This is a genomic window from Saccharopolyspora sp. 6V (assembly GCF_020176785.1).
Classification (GTDB): domain Bacteria; phylum Actinomycetota; class Actinomycetes; order Mycobacteriales; family Pseudonocardiaceae; genus Saccharopolyspora_C; species Saccharopolyspora_C gregorii.
The window spans coordinates 26,003-44,922 of record NZ_JAIUKB010000011.1; the positions used below are offsets into that span (position 1 = coordinate 26,003).

The window sequence follows — 18,920 nt, forward strand, 5'->3', positions numbered from 1 at the left end:
CCTGCCCTGAACCGGCATGGGTGCTCGACATCGTGATCGTCGCCCGTACCCTGTGCCGGGTGCGTCTTGTCATCGCTCGCTGCAAGGTCGATTACGTCGGCCGCCTCACCGCGCACCTGCCCATGGCGCAGCGCCTGCTGCTGGTGAAGGCGGACGGTTCGGTCTCGGTGCACTCCGACGACCGCGCCTACAAGCCGTTGAACTGGATGAGCCCGCCGTGCTGGCTCATCGAGGATCCCGGCGTGTGGACGGTGCAGAACAAGGCCGGCGAGAAGCTGGTGATCAGCCTCGAAGAGGTGCTGCACGACTCCAAGCACGAGCTCGGCCCGGAACCGGGCCTGGTCAAGGACGGCGTCGAGGCGCACCTGCAGCAACTGCTGGCCGAGCACGTCACGACGCTCGGCGACGGGTGGTCGCTGGTGCGCCGCGAGTTCCCGACGGCGATCGGTCCGGTGGACCTGATGTGCCGGGATTCGGACGGTTCCAGCGTCGCGGTCGAGATCAAGCGCCGCGGCGAGATCGACGGGGTGGAGCAGCTGACCCGCTACCTGGAGCTGTTGAACCGGGATCCGCTGCTGTCCCCGGTGACGGGCGTGTTCGCCGCGCAGCAGATCAAGCCGCAGGCGCGGACGCTGGCCGAGGACCGCGGCATCCGGTGCGTGACCTTGGACTACGACCAGCTGCGCGGGATCGAGCCGGACGAGTTCCGGCTGTTCTGATCCGCCACCGGGTGAAACCCGACTTTCGAACGTGTGTTCACTCCGCTGAGTGATGATTTCCGCGGTGGGGCGCGGAACACTGGAGGCATGATCAGCCTAGCGCTCCGCGCCTCCGCTCCTGCTCCTCGTCCTGCCGGCCGTGTCGACGGCCGGTGTTCGGCGTGGCCGGCCGGGTTCGGCGGCCCACCTGCGCGCACCGCCCGCCCCGGCGCTCCGCCGGTGCGCGAACCGGCTCGGTGCGCCTCCGGCGGCTCGGGTTGATTTCCGTTTTCTCCTGTGGACTGGTCCGGTGCGGCGTGGTGGATTCACCGTCCGCGTTGGTTCGGCGTCGGTTCGTGGTGGGTTTCCGGTGCCGCTGCTGCGGCTGACTGTCCGTGATGTTTCCGCTGCTCGGGGGAGTGTCGATACCTCCGAAAGGTGACGCTCAACGAATTGGTATCGGTCCAGTGTGAGTGGTCCCACTGTGCGGTAGTGTCCGTCTGCCGCCGATCGGGTGGTGATTATCGTTGGACTTTGTTGGGTCTGGAGGTGGGGTAGCCGTGGACGTGCTAGCCCAAGAAGAGTTGCGGCTCGATGCCAGTGCGGTCGACTACGTGCTGCTCGCGCTGTACTTCGCGTTCGTGCTCGGAATCGGCTATCTCGCCCGGCGCTCGGTCTCCACGAGCTTGGACTTCTTCCTGTCCGGGCGCGCGCTGCCGGCGTGGGTGACGGGGTTGGCCTTCATCGCCGCCAACCTGGGCGCGATCGAGATCATCGGCATGTCGGCGAACGGCGCCGAGTACGGCATGCCGACCATGCACTACTTCTGGGTCGGTGCGGTCCCGGCGATGCTGTTCCTCGGCATCGTGATGATGCCGTTCTACTACGGCTCGAAGGTCCGCAGCGTTCCCGAGTTCATGCTGCGCCGGTTCGGCAAGCCCGCCCACCTGGTCAACGGCATCAGCTTCGCCGTCGCCCAGGTGCTCATCGCGGGCGTCAACCTGTACCTGCTGGCGAGTATCGTGAACGTGCTGCTGGGCTGGCCGCTGTGGGTCTCCGTGCTGGTGGCCGCCGCGATCGTGCTCACCTACACCGCGCTCGGCGGGCTGTCGGCGGCGATCTACAACGAGGTGCTGCAGTTCTTCGTGATCGTCGCGGCACTGCTGCCGCTGACGCTGGTCGGCCTGCACAAGGTCGGTGGCTGGGACGGCCTGGTCGAGAAGATCAGCGCCAGCCCGGGCGGGGCCGAGCAGCTCTCGGCGTGGCCGGGCACCGAGCTCACCGGCTTCACCAACAGCTTCCTGAGCGTGCTGGGCATCGTGTTCGGCCTCGGCTTCGTGCTGGCCTTCGGCTACTGGACGACGAACTTCGTCGAGGTGCAGCGCGCCATGGCCTCCAAGAGCATGTCCGCGGCCCAGCGCACCCCGATCATCGGTGCCTTCCCCAAGCTGCTGATCCCGTTCATCGTCATCATCCCCGGCATGATCGCCGGCGTCGCGGTGCAGGAACTCGTCGCCTACAAGGCGACCGAGACCGGCAGCGTGGACTACAACGACGCGATCCTGCTGCTGATGCGCGACCTGCTGCCCAACGGCATCCTCGGCGTGGCGCTGGCCGGTCTGCTCGCCTCGTTCATGGCCGGCATGGCGGCGAACCTGAGCTCGTTCAACACGGTCTTCACCTACGACATCTGGCAGGCGTACATCGCCAAGGACCGGCCGGACCAGTACTACCTGAAGATGGGTCGCTGGGTCACCGTCGGTGCCACCGTGATCGCCGTCGGCACCGCGTTCATCGCCTCCGGTTACTCCAACCTGATGGACTACCTGCAGCAGCTGTTCTCGTTCTTCAACGCGCCGCTGTTCGCCACGTTCATCCTGGGCATGTTCTGGAAGCGGATGACCCCGACCGCGGGCTGGCTCGGCCTGGTGCTGGGTACCGTCTCCGCGGTCGCGGTGTTCGGCCTCTCCGAGGCCGGGGTGCTGGACCTGCCGGGCCAGGGCGCCAGCTTCGTCGGTGCCGGTGCCGCGTTCGTCGTCGACATCGTGGTCAGCGTGCTGGTGAGCGTGGTGACCCGGCCGAAGCCCGAAGCCGAGCTGGTCGGTCTGGTGTACTCGCTCACGCCGCGGACCAAGCTCCAGGCCTCGAACTCGGGTGAGGACGCGGGCTGGTACCGCAAGCCCGGCTTGATGGCGGGCATCGTCCTGGTGATCACCATCGTGCTCAACATCGTCTTCGGCTGACCGGAGGAACCCCATGGCTACTGAGACAAGCAAGCGCACCGCGGGCGCCTTCGACATCCGGCTGATCATCGCCGTGCTGTTCTTCCTGTACGGCTTGGTGCTCACCGTGCTCGGGGCCACCGCGAGCTCCGAGGACGTGGCGAAGGCCGCGGGCATGAACATCAACCTGTGGAGCGGCGTCGGCATGCTCGTCTTCGCCGTCCTGTTCGCCCTGTGGGTCCGGTTGCGGCCCATCGTGGTGCCCGCGGACGTCTCCGAGGACACCGCGACCGAACACTGACCGGGACCTTCCCGCCCGGTCACCGGGCGGAACGGCCCGTCCGCGCGGCGTCGTCGACCACGGCTTCGGCCTGGTCGGCGGCGCCGCGTTCGCACGTCCGGGCCCGGGACGCGCGACCGCCGCCGCGCCGACCGAGGTGCGGTCCGACGGCGGTGCGCCGCGAACCCGGGAGCCCGCTGCCGCGGCCGCGCGGGCGGGCGAGGACTTCGCGCCGTTCACATGCGAACCCGGCATTAGTTCGCAGAACCTGCCGCTGAGCGCGGGATTTCCGTAGGCTGCCGATTCACAACGACCATTGACACGGTGGGAGGCAGCACATGACCCGGACCGCCAGCGGCGAGGCCGAGCCGATGGCCGCAGCGAGCTCAGCGCAGACCACGTTCGACTCGCTCGACCCGCGTACCGGCGAAGTCGTGGGCCGGTACCCGCTGCACGACGCCACCGAGGTCAACGAGATCGTCGAATCCGCCCGGGTCGCCGGGCGGTGGTGGGCGGAGCTCGGCTTCGCGGAGCGCAAGAAACGACTGGACCAGTGGCGCGCCCTGCTGGTGCGCGGCATCGACGAGCTGGCCGGGGTGATCTGTTCGGAGACCGGCAAACCGCTCGACGACGCCCGGCTCGAACTGGTCCTGGTGATCGACCACCTGCACTGGGCGGCGAACAAGGCCGAGAAGGTGCTGCGCAGGCGCAAGGTGGGGTCCGGCGTGCTGATGGCCAACCAGGCCGCCACCGTCGAGTACGTGCCGTTCGGGGTCGTCGGCGTGATCGGCCCGTGGAACTACCCGGCGTTCACTCCGATGGGATCGATCGCCTACGCGCTCGCGGCGGGCAACTCGGTGGTGTTCAAGCCCAGCGAACTCACCCCCGGCGTCGGTCGCTGGTTGGTGGACAGCTTCGCCGAGGTCGTACCGGAGCACCCCGTGCTGGCCCTCACCACCGGATTCGGCGAGACCGGTGCCGCGCTGTGCGCGTCCGGCGTCGACAAGGTGGCGTTCACCGGCTCCACGGCCACCGGCAAGCGCGTGATGGCGGCCTGCTCGGAGACGTTGACCCCGGTGCTGGTCGAGTGCGGTGGCAAGGACGCGCTCATCGTCGACTCCGACGCCGACCTCAAGGCCGCCGCGGAAGCCGCCGTCTGGGGCGGCATGTCCAACGCCGGGCAGACCTGCATCGGCGTGGAGCGGGTGTTCGTGGTGGAGGCCGTCGCGGACCGGTTCCTCGAACTCGTCGCCGAACGCGCCAAGAAGCTGCGGCCCGGCGGTGAGCCGGGCGCCGACCTGGGGCCGATCACCATGCCCTCCCAGGTCGAGGTCATCCGCAGGCACGTCGACGAAGCACTCGACGGGGGCGCGCGGGCCGTCGTCGGTGGCAAGGACTCGGTGCGGCCCCCGTTCGTGGAACCGGTGGTGCTCGTCGACGTCCCGGCCGGCTCGGCGGCGGCGGTCGACGAGACCTTCGGCCCGACCCTCGTCGTGGAACGCGTGCGCGACGCGGACGAAGGCGTCGAGCGCGCCAACCAGGGGAACTACGGCCTCGGCGGCACCGTGTTCTCGCGGTCCCGCGGGGTGGAGCTGGGGCGGAAGCTGCGGGCCGGGATGGTCGCGGTCAACTCGGTCATCGCGTTCGCCGCGGTTCCCGCGCTGCCCTTCGGCGGCGTCGGCGACTCCGGGTTCGGGCGCATCCACGGCGAGGACGGGCTGCGCGAGTTCGCCCGCCCGCAGTCGATGACCCGCACCAAGTTCCGCATCCCGCTGAACCCGATGAGCTTCGCCCGCTCGAAGGGCACGGTGCGCGCGGTCGTTCGGCTGATCCGCCTCACCCGCGGGCTCTGACGGGCTGAGCACGAGGGCCTTCCGGTCACCGCGCCCCGCGTGCGGTGACCGGAAGGTTCCCTTCCTCGCGCCGGTGACAGGAAGGTTCCCTTGGCCGTGCTGGTGACAGAAAGGTTCCCTTCCTCGCACCCGTGACAGGAAGGCTCCCTTCCTCGCACCGGCGGTGCTCGGTGTGCTGGTGCGTCGCGCCGCGTAACCTGCCCGCTCGGAGTGATCGAATGCGCGTCGCGGCGGGCCGAGAGGTGCCGCGCGGCCCCGGTGGGGGTGAGGATTGTGCGGAGGCGGTCGCTCCGGGCGCGTGTGGTCGGTGCGCCCGAACGTTCCAGCGAGACCGGTCGTCGAGCAGGCGGCGCCGCGGTCGCGATCCGGCGGCGAGGAGAGCAACGGTGAAGAAGATCATCAACGATCCGGCCGCGGTGGTCGGCGACGCGCTGCGCGGCATGGCCGCCGCGCACCCGGAGCTGCTGCGGGTGCGCACCGATCCGGCGTTGATCGTGCGCGCCGACGCGCCGCTGGCGGGCCGGGTGGCGTTGATCTCGGGTGGCGGTTCGGGCCACGAGCCGCTGCACGGCGGTTTCGTGGGGCGGGGCATGCTCACGGCGGCGGTGCCGGGCGCGGTGTTCACCTCGCCGACGCCGGACGCGGTGCAGGCGGCGATCGCCGAGACCGAGGCGGGCGCGGGTGCGCTGCTGCTGGTGAAGAACTACACGGGTGACGTGCTGAACTTCGAGACGGCGGCGGAGCTGGCGGGCCTGGAGGGCACCGACGTCCGCGCGGTGATCGTCGACGACGACGTGGCGGTGAAGGACTCCACGCACACCGCGGGCCGCCGCGGCGTGGGCGGCACCGTCCTGGTGGAGAAGATCGTCGGCGCGGCGGTGGAGCGCGGCGTGGACCTGGCGGGTTGCGAGGCGATCGCCCGGCGCGTGGTGGGCTGGGTGCGGTCGATGGGCGTGGCGCTGACCGGGCCGACCGTTCCGCACGCGGGCTCCCCGAGCTTCACGCTCGGCGACGACGAGGTGGAGATCGGCATCGGCATCCACGGGGAGCCTGGCCGGGAACGCATCCCGATGGAGGACGCGGACGGCCTGGTCGCGAGGCTGCTGGAGCCGATCTTGGCGGACCTGCCGTTCGAGGCGGGCGACGAGGTCCTGCTGTTCACGAATTCGATGGGCGCGACGCCGCTGATCGAGCTGTACCTGGCGCACGGCGTCGCGGAGCGGCTGTTGGCGGAGCGGGGCGTGCGGGTGCGCCGCAGGCTGGTCGGCCCGTACACGACGAGCCTGGACATGCAGGGCATGAGCCTGACGTTGCTGAAGCTGGACGACGAGCTCACCGAGCTGTGGGACGACCCGGTGCGCACGGCCGCACTGCACTGGTGACGAGGACGGGTGAACTGATGGGTTGCACGGCACAGGACGTGATCGCCGCGCTGCGGGCGGGCGCGGCGGTGGTGGGCGATCACCGGGACGAGCTGGTGGAGCTGGACCGGGTGATCGGCGACGCGGACCACGGCGAGAACATGGACCGCGGGTTCCGCGCGGTCGCTTCGAAGCTGGACACGGCGGCGCCGGAGACGCCGGGCGCGGTGCTCAAGCAGGTCGCCACCACGTTGATCTCCACGGTCGGCGGGGCGTCCGGTCCGCTGTACGGCACGGCGTTCCTGCGGGCGGCGTCCGCGGTGGGGGACGCGACCGAGCTGGACGGCATGGCGGTCGCGGCGGCCCTGCAGTCCGGGTTGGAGGGCGTGGTGGCCCGCGGCAGGGCCGAGCCGGGGGACAAGACGATGGTGGACGCGCTGGTCCCGGCGGTGGACGCGGCGACGGCCGCCGCCGCGGAGGGCGCGGGCCCGGACCGGGTGCTGGCGGTGGCCGCGGCCGCCGCGCGCACGGGTGCGGAGTCCACCGAACCGCTCGTCGCCCGCAAGGGCCGGGCGTCCTACCTGGGGGAGCGCAGCGCGGGGCACGTCGACCCGGGCGCCCGTTCGACCGCGCTGCTGTTGTCCGCGTTCGCCGAATCGAGGTCGTGATGGGTGTCGGACTGGTCGTCGTGTCGCACAGCGAGCGGCTCGCCGCGGGGGTGGCGGAGCTGGCCGCGCAGATGGCGCCGGACGTGGTGGTGCTGCCCGCGGGCGGGTTGGCCGGGGGTGCTCTCGGCACCGACTTCGACAAGGTGTCCGCGGCGCTCTCGGACGCCGACTCGGGTTCCGGGGTGGTGCTGCTCTACGACCTGGGCAGCGCGCAGATGACGGCGGAGCTGGCGGTGGAGACGCTGGGCGACCCGACGCGGGCCATCGTCGCGGACGCCCCGTTGGTGGAGGGCGCGGTGGCCGCGGCCGTGGAGGCGCAGGGCGGCAAGGACCTGGACGCGGTGGCGCGCGCCGCGGTCGCCGCCGGGGTCGGGTCGGACATCGAGCAGGCCGCTCCGGCCGGGGAGACGATCACCGAGGAGCTGGAGCTGCGCAACGAGGTCGGGTTGCACGCCCGCCCGGCGGCGTTGCTGGCCCGCAGCCTCGCCGGGTTGCAGGCGGACGTGCGGGTGCGGCTCGGCGACGCGGAGGCCGATGCGGCGAGCGTGCTGGGGCTGATGGGGCTCGGTGCCCGCAAGGGCGACCGGGTGACTCTCGTCGCCAGCGGCGCCGACGCCGGGGAGGCGGTGCGGCGCGTGCTGGAGTTGGTGGAGGGCAACTTCGGCGAGTGACCGGGCCTGCCCGGGAGATCACGGCCCCGCCCGGCTCGGGGATCGGCAGCTTCGCCCGGAGGACCGCCGCCCGGGACCTCGCAGCTCGGGCCGGAAATCCGCGCCCGCGCCCGGAAAGCGGTCCACCGGACGGCCGCGGACGTCCTGCCGTCCGGGGACCGTGCGACGAGTCGAGGCGCGGCGACCGGGAGTTCCGCGCGGCCCGCCCCCATCGTCGCGGGAGCGGGTCGCCGGGCGGTTAGGGTGAGTCGATGCCGTCGCGCCCCCGCTTCCGAGGCCTGCCGGTGCTGCTGCTATCGCTGCTGTTGGCCGCAGGGTGCAGCGGTGTCGCGCAGCAGCTCCCCGAACCCGCGCCGGACCGCGAGTCCGCCGATCGGGCGGCGGCCCTCGGCGATCCCCGCACGGTCGACCCGTGTTCGCTGGTCGACGATGCCGCGCTGGCGCGCTTCGGCGAGGTGCGCGACGCGGGCACCGTCTCGTTGGACTACTGCCTGCTGCGGGTGCGCGCGGACGGCGGTGCCCTCGCGCAGGTGAAGGTCGGCGAACTCGCGCCGGAAGACCCCGGCCAGTCGGATCCGGTGGTGGGCGAGGCCGAGCCGCGCATCGCGCAGGAGGCGCCGCTGCCGGGCCACTGCACCCGGCGGGTGCTGCTCGGCGACCGGTCGGTGCTGGTGAGCGCCGACCAGCTGGCCGGTGGTCCGGGTGTCGAGCTGTGCGGGATGGCGCAGGCGGGTGCCGAACAGGTCGCCGCCGCCATCCGGGAACACCGGGTGTCGCACCGGAACTTCCCCGCGAACTCGCTGGCCGTGCTGGATCCGTGCCGGGTGCTGTCCACCGACGTGGTGCGGCAGGTCCCGGGCCTGGAGAACGCCGAGCCGGTGGCCGCGCCGGGCGGCCACCAGTGCCAGTGGGGGCCGGACGACGCGTCCGCGCCGCGGGTCCGGCTGGTGCACACGGCCGGTGACCCGCCTGCGGTGCTGCACGGCACGGCGGTCGAGGAGCAGATCGCGGGCCGGCGCACCGTGACCAGCGTCGTCGGTGGTGATCCGGCGACCCCGCTGTGCTCGGCGGAGACCGGGCACCTGCCGTTCGGCCCGGCCGGCGACGGCCAGGTGGAGGTGGCGATGCTCGTCGTCGCCTACCCGGACGGGACCGGCCTGGACGCGTGCGAGTTCGCGAGGGGCCTCGCGGAGCGCGCCTGGCCCGGGCTGCCACCGCGCTAGGGGCGGCGGCGCGGGCGGTTACGGTGTGGGGCGTGCCGCGCCGCAACCGCCAACAACGTCCCGCCGGAGGCCAGCCGGGGAAGTCCCCGCGCCCGTTGGGCGCCGGTTTCGGCTGGTCCAGGGTCGAAGAGGGTCCCGACGGCGAGTGGGTGGTGCGCACGGTGCCCGCCGCGCAGGCCACCAAGACCTACCGCTGCCCGGGCTGCGACCACGAGGTGCGGCCCGGTGTCGGGCACGTGGTGGCGTGGCCCGCCGACGAGCAGGGGGACGTGGCGGACCGGAGGCATTGGCACAGCTCCTGCTGGCAGGCCCGCGCCCGGCGCGGCCCGACGCGCCGGTGGTCCTGAGCCGGTTCGCGCGGGGCGGTGCCTCGGCGACCGCACCGCTGCGGCCGGTACTGGCGGGCCCGGTTGCCGGGAAGCTCACAACGATCGGTGCGTGCTCGCGTGGGAGGATCGCGGGGATGAGCACCGAGATCCGCGCCAACACCGTGCTGCCCGCGAAGCGGGAGCAGATCACCCTGCACACCGCGGACGAGCTGCGGTTGATCGGTGAGCTGTCGCTGCCGGAGACCGGCGCGCCGCGGGCCACCCTGGTGTGCCTGCACCCGCTGCCGACGCACGGCGGCATGATGGATTCGCACCTGTTCCGCAAGGCCGCGTTCCGGCTGCCCGCGCTCGCCGATCTGGCGGTGCTGCGGTTCAACACGCGCGGTACGGCCAGCGAGGCGGGGCGCAGCGAGGGCGAGTTCGACTCGGGCGGCGCGGAGCGGTTCGACGTGGCCGCCGCCCTGGAGTACGCCGAGTTCCACGACCTGCCGAACGTGTGGCTGGTCGGTTGGTCGTTCGGCACCGACCTGACCTTGGTGCACGGGCTGGATCCGCTGGTGCGCGGCGCGGTGCTGATCTCGCCGCCGCTGCGCTGGAGCACCGAGGAGCACCTGCGGGCCTGGGGCGAGTCCGGGAAGCCGGTGCACGCGCTGGTTCCGGAGTTCGACGACTACCTGCGCCCGGCGGAGGCGCGGGAACGGTTCGCGGCGATCCCGCAGGCCCGGGTGCACGGCTTCGGCGACACCAAGCACCTGTGGGTCGGCAAGGCGGAGGCCGCGCTGGACGCGATCGTGGACGTCGTCGCGCCGGAGGTCACGACGCCGTTGCCGCGCACCTGGGACGGCCCGCACGAGACCCGCCAGGTCACCATCGTCGGGCAGTGATCAGGTGCGTTCGGCCCGGCACAGGTAGGCGCGCGGGGTGCTGCCGACGCGGGTGAGGACCGCGGTGGCTTCGCCGGCGCCGCGCGGTTTGAGCCTGCGCCGCAGCGCGTCCGGGTCGACGTCCACCCCGCGGGTCATGATCTCCAGCCGCCCCACGTCGTGCGCGCGCAGCAGCGCCCGCAGCGCCTTCTCGGAGTACTTGCCGTGGTCGAGGACCCGGAAGGCGCGGATGCCGGGCGGCGGCGCGTCGCCGGTGAGGTAGGCGATGCGCGGGTCGAGCTGCCCCAGCCCGTGCCGCGCCGCGTAGTGCCGCACCAGCCCGGCGCGCACCACCGCTCCGTCCGGGTCGACCAGCCACTGCCCGGCGTCGCGGGTGGGGCAGTCGTCGGGTTCGCGGTCGGTGAGCTCGTCGCGGGTGCCGTCGGCGCGCAGCACCGTGGCGCGGCGGCGCACTTCGGGGTCGGCGAGCCCGCCGAGCCACACCGCGGCCTCCCGCACCTGCCCGGCCAGCGACACGACCTCCACTTCGGCGTGCGCGGGGATGGCGTCGAAGTCCAGGCCGGGCGCGCACTTCACGACGAGGTCGCGTCCGGTGTAGACGTCGAGGAGCTCGTCGAGCGGCGGTACCAGGTCGGCGGGGTTCCAGCGGCGGCGCCCGCTGCCGTCGCGGCGCGCCGGGTCCGCGGTGATCGCGGTGCCGGTGCTGGTGGGCCGCAGCGCGTCGGCGCGGGCGAACGCGGCGGTGGCGCCGTCGGCGGCGAGGTTGTGCCGGGCCATGGCGAGCCGCACCTCGTCGAGGTCCGAGCCGAGGCAGCGCCGGGCGACGCGGGCGATCTCCCGGAGATCGGCGCCGATCGAGCAGGTCACGTCGTGCACGTCCCGCCCGGCGAGGCGGCGCGCGCGGTGCCGGGCGACGGCGGCCGCGGTGGCCTGCTGCAGCGCGTCGCCGGTGAACAACCAGTCCGCGGTGCCGTCGAGCTTCGCCGCGGCCTTGCCGCGCAGCACCGCGGTCTCCAGCGCGGCGGCGGCGAACCGCGGGCCCGCGGTGGCGCGGGCGGCGGCGACGTCGGCGAGGCGGGTGTCCGCGGTCAGCGGCCGCCCGGACAGCGCGGCGACGGCCTCGGTCCCGGCGGGGGAGCGCAGGAACGCCACGTCGTCCAGGTCGAAGGCGTACGCCACTCCGGGTCTCCCTGCCACGCGCTGCTCGGACGCGCAGCACTCTAGTCCGCGCGAACGCCCCGCCCGCCGGGGGGGGCGAGCGGGGCGTCCGCGGGAGTGCCGGTCAGCGGCCGGTGAACTCGGCCTTGCCGGGCCCGTTCTCGACGAACGAGCGCATGCCGATCTTCTGGTCCTCGGTGGCGAACAGCCCGGCGAAGATCTGCGTCTCCAGCTTCAGCCCGCTGGCCAGGTCCACGTCGAGTCCGCCGTCGATGGCGGCCTTCGCGGCGGCGAGCGCGTGCACCGGTCCGTTCGCGAACTGCTCGGCCCACTTCCGCGCGGCCGCGTACACCTCGTCACCGGGGACGACCTCGTCGACGAGGCCGAGTTCCAGCGCCTCGGGGGCCTTCACGAACCGGCCGGAGAAGATGATGTCCTTCGCCTTGCTGGGGCCGACGAGGCGGGCGAGCCGCTGGGTGCCGCCCGCGCCGGGGATGACGCCGAGCAGGATCTCCGGCTGGCCGACCTTCGCGCCCTCTCCGGCGATGCGGCGGTCGCAGCTCAGCGCCAGCTCGAACCCGCCGCCGAGGGCGTAGCCGGTGATGGCGGCGACGGTCGGCTTCGGGATGGCGGCGACGGCGCTCATCGCCGCGGACAGCCCGTCGGCTTCCTTGCCCGCCATGTCCGCGTAGGACATGCCGGCCATCTCCTTGATGTCGGCGCCCGCGGCGAGGACCTTCTCGCCGCCGTAGACGATCACCGCGCGCACGTCGGGGTGCGCGGCGGCCTCGGCGGCCACGGCCTTCAGCTCCTGCTCGATCTGCTGGTTCAGCGCGTTCATCGGCGGCCGGTCCAGCCGGATCGTGCCGATGGCGCCTTCCACTTCGAGCCTGACGAACTCGCCCACGCCGCAACCTCCTCGTCGAAACCGCTGCTTGCCCGCAGGCTATCCCGAGCGGCGGGCACCGTCAGTGGCGCTGATCTCACGTCGGGTCCGGGACGCGACGGGCCCCGCTCCGGCTGGGGAGCGGGGCCCGGTTCGCGGGTGCGGTCAGGCGCGCCTGCGGGCGAAGAAGCGGTCGCCGCTGCGCTGCAGCTCCAGGTCCTGGTCGAAGGTCTTCGACAGGTTGTCCTCGGTGAGCACGTCGTCCAGCAGTCCCTGCGCGACGATCGCGCCGTCGCGCAGCAGCAGCCCGTGGGTGAACCCGGGCGGGATCTCCTCGACGTGGTGGGTGACCAGCACCGATGCCGGCGCGTCCGGGTCGAGGGCGAGCGCGGACAGCCGTGCCACCAGGTCCTCGCGGCCGCCGAGGTCCAGCCCGGCGGCCGGTTCGTCCAGCAGCAGCAGCTCCGGGTCGGTCATCAGCGCGCGGGAGATCAGGGTGCGCTTGCGCTCCCCTTCGGACAGCGTGCCGAAGGAGCGGTCCGCCAGGTGCGCCACGCCGAGCAGCTCCAGCAGCTCCCCGGCCCGGTCGGTGTCCATGTCGTCGTACTCCTCGCGCCACCGCCCGAGTACCGAGTACCCGGCGCTGACGACCACGTCGCGCACGAGTTCGTCCCCGGGCACGCGGGAGCCGAGCGCCGCCGAGGTCAGGCCGATGCGCGGGCGCAGCTCGAAGACGTTGACGCGGCCCATGCGTTCGCCGAGCACGTCCACGGTGCCGTCCGACGGGTGCAGTTCGGCGGCGGCCAGCTTGAGCAGCGTGGTCTTGCCCGCGCCGTTCGGGCCGAGCACCACCCAGCGCTCGTCGATCTCCACCGACCAGTTCACGTCGGACAGCAGCGCGTTCCCGCCGCGCCGGACTCCGACACCGTCCATCCGGATGACCAGGTCGTCCACGTCCACCTCCCAGCCGTTTCCGGCCGCTCTGCGCACGGTTCCGGGCGCGTTCGGACCGCCTGCGATCACCGGCGGGTCCCCTCCGGTGCTCATTCTTCCGGTCCCGCACCACGGGCTTGCGCCGGGGCCGACCCGAGGGGGCGGTGGACGCGCGGGAACGGACCGTTCGTCCAACCGGACCGGACGAACGGTCCGTTCACCTGGGTGCTCAGCCGACGGGGGCGTGGCCGCCTTCGACGACGGGCAGCCCGGCCGCGGCCCACGCCCGGAACCCGCCGACCAGGTCGGTCGCCCGGCCGAGGCCGAGGTCGCGGGCCTGCGCGGCGGCGAGGCTGGACGCGTAGCCCTCGTTGCAGACCAGGATGACCGGCTGGTCGACGCGCAGGCCGTCGAGCCGGTGCGGGCTGGACGGGTCCAGCCGCCACTCCAGGACGATCCGCTCCACGGTCAGGGCGCCGGGGATCTCGCCTTCGGAGAGCCGGTTCGCCTGCGGGCGGATGTCGATCAGCAGGGCGCCGTCGCGCTGGAGCTCCGCCGCCCGCTGCGGGTCGACCCGGTCGAGTTCGTCGCGGGCGTCGCCGAGCAGGTGGTCGATGCCGTACGGGCCGAATCCGGGGGTGTCCTCCGGGTGGACGCGTTGCTGGGGCACGGTGACCTCGCTCATCGGGTTGCCTTCCGGATCGGGCCCGCCGGCTGCGGCGCGACGGGCGGCACGTCGGCCAGGTCGGCGTAGTGCCGCACCGGCAGCAGCGGCGGCGAGTAGGCGTGCACGCTGGCCGCGTTCACCGAACCGGTGTTGCGCACCTGGTGGGCGCGGCCCGCGCCGAAGCCGATGGAGGCGCCGGTGCCGTGCTGCGCGGTGCGGATCGGGCCGGACGGGTAGCGGTAGTCCTCGCGGACTTCGCCGAACAGCACGGCGAACGAGCCGGAGGCGCCGCCGTGGTCGTGCGGGTGGGTTCCCTGGCCGGGCGCCCAGGACAGCAGCCACAGCTCGACGCCCGCGGTGAGGCCGAGCCGCGCCCACCAGCGTTCCTCGTCGTGCACCTCGACGAGGTCCAGCAGCGAGCCGGTCAGCTCGGTGATGGCCAGCGTGGTGAGGTCGCGCAGCTCCTTCGGCGTCCACAGGTCGTGGTCGGGCCGGATCCAGTCCCGCAGCAGCGGCAGGTCGAGGGCGGGGTGCAGCTCGAACGCACCGAGTTCGGGGATCTCCTCGGTGGGGGTGTACTGCGAGATGTGCGTGGGTGCGGACATGGGTGTTTCCGTTCCTTCGTTCGAGAGCTGAATCGGGAACGGGCCGATCGGCGGGGCCGGACCGCATGCGTCCGCGGCAGGGCGGGCGGGTCCGGGGATCAGGTGGTGCCGCGCCGTCGACCCGAGCGGGTCCACGGGGAGTTGCGGTCAGTGACAGGCCGAGGTGACGACCAGGAACAGGTCGATCACGCGATCACGAGTCAGCAACGAATCCGGCACGGACGGATCGTGGCACGTCACCGGGTTTCTCGGCCATACCCCGGCCGGTGCCTCCCACGATGTGGGCGCCGGGCCGGGGGTGCGGGTGCGACCGCGGTGATCACCCGCTGCGATCGGTCCGGGCCGCCGATCCGGCGCCCGCGATCCCGGTGTCCCGATCCCGGTGTCCCCGAGTCCGGTGCGGCCGATCCGGTTGTCCCGGTCCGCCGGTGCCTCCGACCCCGGTCCCCGGTCGTGCCGGCGGCCCGGCGGTCAGCCGCAGCGGTCCGGGCCGTGCAGCAGCCCGTCGCGGAAGGCCTCGACGCGCCGCGCACCGGTGAGCTCCTGCCCGCCGCCTGCGTCGCGGGACGCGGCGTCGGTGACCAGCAGCGATTCGACGGCCTCGTCCAGATCGCCCGCGGACACCCGCTCGGCGGCGGTGTAGGCCCCGGTGAGGCAGCTGATCGCGGTCCCCGCGGCCGGACCGGTCGTCGGCAGTCCCAGCGGTTCCAGCGCGGCGAGCGCGTACCGGGAGGCGAGCAGCGTCGCGGTGGCCTGGTCGCCGATGTCGCGGTGCAGCTCGTCGAGCCGTGGCGGATCGTAGCCGACGATCCCGCGGTCGGCGCAGAGGCCGACCGGGTCGCCGGGGCAGTCCCCGGCGCGCACCGCGGGCGGCGTCCAGCCGCGCCCGGCGGCGGCGACCCTGGCGCCGAAGAACGCGCGGGTCGTCGTCTCCGCCCGCGCGACCGCGGCGTCCAGGGGAGCGTTGGGACCGTCGGGCCCGTCGCCGGTGGGGGCGCGTTCGACGTCGGGGTCGGCGCAGCCGCCGGGCCCGTCCCGGTAGCCGTCCTGGAACGCGGAGATCCGGTCGAAGGAGGTGCCGTGCGCGTCCCCGGCGGCGGCGTCGGTGCCGATCGGGTCGCGGAACACGATCAGCGCGTGCAACGCCCCGTCCAGGTCCTGCGGCGAGAACCGCAGGTGCGCGGTGCGCCCGTCGGCGGCGGCGCGCAGGAAAGCACCCGCGTAGCAGTCCGCCCCGGCTTCGGTGCGCGCCGCGTCGCCGCCCGCGCCCACGTCCACCCCGGTGCGCTGCTGCACCGCGTGCCCGATCTCGTGGGCGAGGACCACGGCGACCGCCGCGTCCCCGTAGTGCTCCCGCAGCACCGGCAGCAGCGCCGCGCGGTCCCAGGCGACGGCGTCCACCGAGGCGCAGTAGTAGGCGTTGCCCTCCAGGTTCGCGACGGTGCCCGAGCACGGCGGCGGGCGCCCCGTGCCGTTCGAGGTGTCCACCGAGAAGTAGCCGCCGTCGAGGTCGTGCCACTCCTCGCCCGCCACGGCCGGGAGGTTCGCCCTCCAGAAGTCCCGCACGTCGGTGAGGACGGTGGCGGCGAGCCGGTCGGTGTCGCCGCCGTCGGTGCCGTGCACGAAACCCGGGTCGACCGCCCGGTTCGCCGGTTCCCCGGCGGGCGCGGGCTGCGGCTGCGGTGCCGCGGGCGAGCAACCCGCGACCCCGAGGACGAGGGCCAGCACGGCGGACGGGAAGATGCGCACCCCGCCAGCTTCGCACCACCGGGTGGATCAGCCGTCCGCGGCCGCGTCTCCGGCCTGCGAGACTGGCGGGCACGCGTTCGCCCGCGGGCGGCGCGGAACTCGTCGGAGCTGTGCGACGCCGCGCCGGTTCCCGCGACCGACCAGACCGCGAGATGGGATCAGCCGCCGTGAAAGCCGTCCACCGATTCACCGTTCGAGCACACCTGCCGGAACAGCTGGCGGCGTTGGGGACGTTGGCGACGAACCTGCGCTGGACCTGGCACCCGCCGACGCAGGACCTGTTCGCCGCGGTGGACCCGCAGGTGTGGTCGCGGGTGGGCGGTGATCCGCTGCGGTTGCTGGAGGAGGTGCCCGCGGAGCGGCTGCGCGGGCTAGCCCAGGACGACGACTTCCTGGCCCGCACCCGCGCCGTGCACGACGACCTGCGGCACTACCTGTCGGTGCCGCGCTGGTACCAGCAGCGGCAGGCCGAAGGCGCCGGGCTGCCGTCGTCGGTGGCGTACTTCTCGATGGAGTTCGGGGTCAGCGAGGCGCTGCCGAACTACTCGGGCGGGCTCGGCGTGCTCGCGGGCGACCACCTGAAGTCGGCGTCGGACCTGGGGGTGCCGCTGATCGGGGTGGGCCTGTTCTACCGCTCCGGCTACTTCCGGCAGGCGCTGTCCGCGGAGGGCTGGCAGCAGGAGCACTACCCGGTGCAGGACCCGAAGGGCCTGCCGCTGGAGGTGCTCACCGAGCCGTCCGGATCGCCGCTGCTGGTGCGGGTGGCGATGCCCGCCGGGCGGGAGTTGCGCGCGCGGATCTGGAAGGCGCAGGTCGGCCGGGTTCCGCTGCTGCTGCTGGACACCGACCTGCCGGACAACGACGACGACCTGCGCGGCACCACCGACCGGCTCTACGGCGGGGACGCGGACCACCGGATCCGGCAGGAGATCCTCGCCGGGATCGGCGGGGTGCGGGCGCTGCGCGCCTACTGCGAGCTGACCGGGCACCCCGAGCCGGAGGTGTTCCACACCAACGAGGGGCACGCCGGTTTCCTCGGCCTGGAACGGGTCCGGGAGCTGCACGGCGGGCCCGGGCTGCACTTCGACGAGGCGGTGGCGGCGGTGCGCGCGGGCACCGTGTTCACCACGCACACCCCGGTCCGGGCGGGCATCGACCGGTTCCCGGTGGACCTGGTGCGGCACTACTTCGGCGACGGTTCCTCCGGGGCGCTGCTGCCGGGGGTGCCGACGGAACGGGTGCTGGCGCTGGGTGCGGAGGACAAGCCCGGCATGTTCAACATGGCGCACATGGGGTTGCGGCTCGCGCAGCGCGCCAACGGGGTGTCGGCGCTGCACGGCGGGGTGCTGCGCACCATGTTCCGCGGGCTGTGGCCCGGTTTCGGCGTGGAGGAGGTGCCGATCGGGTCGGTCACGAACGGGGTGCACGGGCCCACCTGGTCGGCGCGGGAGCTCGGCAAGCTGCTCGGCGAGTCCGAAATGGACAGCGGCGCGGGGCTGCGCGGGATGGAACCGGTGAGCGACCCGCTGCTGTGGGAGCTGCGCAGTTCGCTGCGGCAGCGGCTGGTGGACGAGGTGCGGCGCAGGCTGCGGCAGGCGTGGTTGCAGCGCGGCGCCTCCGACCTGGAGCTCGGCTGGTGCGATTCGGTGTTCGACCCGGACGTGCTCACCATCGGCTTCGCCCGCCGGGTGCCGACCTACAAGCGGCTCACGCTGATGCTGCGGGACACCGAGCGGTTGCGGCGGCTGCTGCTCGACCCGGAGCGGCCCGTCCAGCTGGTCGTGGCGGGCAAATCGCACCCGGCCGACGAGGGCGGCAAGGCGATGATCCAGCAGATCACCCGGTTCGCCGACGACCCCGAGGTGCGCCACCGCATCGTGTTCCTGCCGGACTACGACATGTCGCTGGCCCGGTACCTGGTGTCCGGCTGCGACGTGTGGCTGAACACCCCGGTGCGACCGCTGGAGGCCTGCGGCACCTCCGGGATGAAGGCGGCGTTGAACGGCGCGCTGAACCTGTCGGTGCGGGACGGCTGGTGGGACGAGCTGTTCGACGGCGAGAACGGGTGGGCGATCCCGAACGCCGACGGCGTCACCGACCAGAACCGGCGCGACGACCTGGAGGCGGCCGCGCTGTACGAGCTCATCGCCACCGGCGTGGCCCCCACGTTCTACGAGCGCAGCGCCGACGGCGTGCCCGGCAAGTGGATGTCGATGGTGCGCCACACCCTCGCCACGCTCGGCCCGCGGGTGCAGGCGTCCCGGATGGTCCGCGAGTACGTGGACCGCTACTACGGGCCGGCGGCGCGGTCGGCGCAGGCGATGACCGAGCACGACCACCGCGGCGCGAAGGAGCTCGCCGAGTACGGGGCGCGGCTCGGGTCGGCGTGGGGTTCGGTGCGGATCGGCTCCACCCGGATGTCGGTGCCGGACGGCGCGACCCCGTTGCTGGGCGGGCGGATCACGGTGCGCGCCCAGGTCGACCTCGCCGGGCTCGCACCGTCCGATGTGGACGTCGAGGTGGTGGTGGGCCGCGTCGACGACGCGGACCAGCTGCACGAGTTCAGCACCGGATCCATGCGGCCCGGGCCGGACGGCGACTACGAGGCGACGGTGACCCTGCCGCACGCCGGACCCGCCGGCTACACGGTCCGCGTCCTGCCGAAGCACCCCCTGCTGTCCGGTCCGGCGGAACTGGGCCGGATCGTGCTCGCCTGACCCGGTTCGCGGCCGG

At 73.3% G+C, this 18,920-nt stretch carries 17 protein-coding genes; 11 read left to right on the top strand and 6 right to left on the bottom strand.

Features of this window, described 5'->3' with window-relative positions; all coding sequences use genetic code 11:
• Nucleotides 1-59 precede the first annotated feature (59 nt).
• From nucS to LCD35_RS01775, 10 genes are all read left to right on the top strand, one after another.
• The gene (gene nucS, locus LCD35_RS01730; protein ID WP_224956421.1) at nucleotides 60-719 is read left to right on the top strand and encodes an endonuclease NucS; all 660 of its coding nucleotides are present in this window, start codon (nucleotides 60-62) and stop codon (nucleotides 717-719) included.
• Between the two features lie 539 nt (nucleotides 720-1,258).
• Nucleotides 1,259-2,941, top strand: coding sequence for a sodium:solute symporter family protein (locus LCD35_RS01735; RefSeq protein ID WP_224966743.1), 1,683 nt, complete (start codon nucleotides 1,259-1,261; stop codon nucleotides 2,939-2,941).
• 13 nt (nucleotides 2,942-2,954) lie between these two features.
• A complete protein-coding gene (locus LCD35_RS01740; RefSeq protein ID WP_224956423.1) occupies nucleotides 2,955-3,221 on the top strand; it encodes a hypothetical protein in 267 nt (88 codons plus the stop codon).
• Between the two features lie 317 nt (nucleotides 3,222-3,538).
• The gene (locus tag LCD35_RS01745) at nucleotides 3,539-5,053 is read left to right on the top strand and encodes an aldehyde dehydrogenase family protein (protein ID WP_225043614.1); all 1,515 of its coding nucleotides are present in this window, start codon (nucleotides 3,539-3,541) and stop codon (nucleotides 5,051-5,053) included.
• 386 nt (nucleotides 5,054-5,439) lie between these two features.
• Entirely contained in the window at nucleotides 5,440-6,435 is a 996-nt protein-coding gene (gene dhaK, locus LCD35_RS01750; RefSeq protein WP_224956425.1) for a dihydroxyacetone kinase subunit DhaK, read from the top strand.
• 17 nt (nucleotides 6,436-6,452) lie between these two features.
• Nucleotides 6,453-7,082: a dihydroxyacetone kinase subunit DhaL gene (gene dhaL, locus LCD35_RS01755; protein WP_224956426.1), complete on the top strand. Its 630-nt coding sequence runs from the start codon at nucleotides 6,453-6,455 to the stop codon at nucleotides 7,080-7,082.
• The gene (dhaM, locus tag LCD35_RS01760; protein ID WP_224956428.1) at nucleotides 7,082-7,753 is read left to right on the top strand and encodes a dihydroxyacetone kinase phosphoryl donor subunit DhaM; all 672 of its coding nucleotides are present in this window, start codon (nucleotides 7,082-7,084) and stop codon (nucleotides 7,751-7,753) included. Before dhaL ends, dhaM begins: the two co-directional genes overlap by 1 nt.
• A gap of 251 nt (nucleotides 7,754-8,004) precedes the next feature.
• Entirely contained in the window at nucleotides 8,005-8,976 is a 972-nt protein-coding gene (locus LCD35_RS01765; protein ID WP_224956429.1) for a DUF3558 family protein, read from the top strand.
• A 32-nt stretch (nucleotides 8,977-9,008) separates the two neighbouring features.
• Nucleotides 9,009-9,323 (top strand): hypothetical protein, encoded by a 315-nt coding sequence (locus LCD35_RS01770; protein WP_224956430.1) that lies wholly within the window; start codon nucleotides 9,009-9,011, stop codon nucleotides 9,321-9,323.
• Nucleotides 9,324-9,439: 116 nt separating this feature from the next.
• Nucleotides 9,440-10,189 carry an alpha/beta hydrolase gene (locus LCD35_RS01775; RefSeq protein ID WP_224956431.1) on the top strand — a complete coding sequence of 250 codons (750 nt, stop codon included), beginning with the start codon at nucleotides 9,440-9,442 and terminating at the stop codon, nucleotides 10,187-10,189.
• On the opposite strand, the gene LCD35_RS01780 is transcribed toward LCD35_RS01775, so the two are convergent.
• From LCD35_RS01780 to LCD35_RS01805, 6 genes are all read right to left on the bottom strand, one after another.
• Nucleotides 10,190-11,368, bottom strand: coding sequence for a class I SAM-dependent methyltransferase (locus LCD35_RS01780; protein WP_224956432.1), 1,179 nt, complete (start codon nucleotides 11,366-11,368; stop codon nucleotides 10,190-10,192).
• Nucleotides 11,369-11,471: 103 nt separating this feature from the next.
• Nucleotides 11,472-12,254, bottom strand: coding sequence for an enoyl-CoA hydratase/isomerase family protein (locus LCD35_RS01785; RefSeq protein WP_224956433.1), 783 nt, complete (start codon nucleotides 12,252-12,254; stop codon nucleotides 11,472-11,474).
• Between the two features lie 144 nt (nucleotides 12,255-12,398).
• On the bottom strand, nucleotides 12,399-13,166 hold the full coding sequence (locus tag LCD35_RS01790; protein WP_224956478.1) for an ABC transporter ATP-binding protein: 768 nt from the start codon (nucleotides 13,164-13,166) through the stop codon (nucleotides 12,399-12,401).
• A 229-nt stretch (nucleotides 13,167-13,395) separates the two neighbouring features.
• A complete protein-coding gene (locus LCD35_RS01795) occupies nucleotides 13,396-13,851 on the bottom strand; it encodes a rhodanese-like domain-containing protein (protein ID WP_224956434.1) in 456 nt (151 codons plus the stop codon).
• Nucleotides 13,848-14,438 (bottom strand): cysteine dioxygenase family protein, encoded by a 591-nt coding sequence (locus tag LCD35_RS01800; RefSeq protein WP_224966745.1) that lies wholly within the window; start codon nucleotides 14,436-14,438, stop codon nucleotides 13,848-13,850. Before LCD35_RS01800 ends, LCD35_RS01795 begins: the two co-directional genes overlap by 4 nt.
• A gap of 471 nt (nucleotides 14,439-14,909) precedes the next feature.
• Nucleotides 14,910-16,187: a neutral zinc metallopeptidase gene (locus LCD35_RS01805; RefSeq protein ID WP_225043615.1), complete on the bottom strand. Its 1,278-nt coding sequence runs from the start codon at nucleotides 16,185-16,187 to the stop codon at nucleotides 14,910-14,912.
• A gap of 167 nt (nucleotides 16,188-16,354) precedes the next feature.
• On the opposite strand from LCD35_RS01805, the gene glgP reads away from it, so the two are divergent.
• Complete coding sequence (gene glgP, locus LCD35_RS01810; protein ID WP_224956439.1) at nucleotides 16,355-18,904, top strand: alpha-glucan family phosphorylase; 2,550 nt, start codon at nucleotides 16,355-16,357, stop codon at nucleotides 18,902-18,904.
• The last annotated feature ends 16 nt before the right edge of the window (nucleotides 18,905-18,920 follow it).